Annotated in this window: 4 tRNA genes; all 4 read right to left on the bottom strand. The window is 49.4% G+C overall.

Annotated elements, in window-relative coordinates:
• Positions 1 to 8 precede the first annotated feature (8 nt).
• The 4 genes from LOK41_RS28545 to LOK41_RS28530 all read right to left on the bottom strand — a co-directional run bounded on the left by LOK41_RS28545 (position 9) and on the right by LOK41_RS28530 (position 451).
• Positions 9 to 101: transfer RNA gene (locus LOK41_RS28545), tRNA-Ser, on the bottom strand.
• 82 nt (positions 102 to 183) lie between these two features.
• Positions 184 to 276, bottom strand: a tRNA-Ser gene (locus tag LOK41_RS28540).
• 15 nt (positions 277 to 291) lie between these two features.
• Positions 292 to 364, bottom strand: a tRNA-Ala gene (locus LOK41_RS28535).
• 13 nt (positions 365 to 377) lie between these two features.
• Positions 378 to 451: transfer RNA gene (locus LOK41_RS28530), tRNA-Pro, on the bottom strand.
• Positions 452 to 492 lie beyond the last annotated feature (41 nt).

Below are 492 nucleotides of genomic sequence, written 5' to 3'. Positions count from 1 at the left end.
ATTAAAAATGGAGGAGGTAGAGGGATTCGAACCCCCGCGCGATTCTCACCGCCTGTCGGTTTTCAAGACCGATCCCTTCAGCCAGACTTGGGTATACCTCCATGAAGGAAAAATTAATTGTATCTTTTAATTATCTTTATACATCTAATAGCTTTTCGTAATACTAACTTAGTTATTATAAAATGGAGGAGGTAGAGGGATTCGAACCCCCGCGCGACTCTCGCCGCCTGTCGGTTTTCAAGACCGATCCCTTCAGCCAGACTTGGGTATACCTCCAATAAATAACTAAAGTGGAGCCTAGCGGGATCGAACCGCTGACCTCCTGCGTGCAAGGCAGGCGCTCTCCCAGCTGAGCTAAGGCCCCATGTTTTTTAATATCGGGAAGACAGGATTTGAACCTGCGACCCCCTGGTCCCAAACCAGGTGCTCTACCAAGCTGAGCCACTTCCCGTCAATAAAAGCGCGCCCGAGAGGACTCGAACCCCTAACCTT

Origin of the sequence: Bacillus sp. TL12, assembly GCF_022625245.1 — a bacterium.
Lineage (GTDB): Bacteria > Bacillota > Bacilli > Bacillales > Bacillaceae_G > Bacillus_A.
This window is presented reverse-complemented; position numbering and strand designations above follow the sequence as displayed.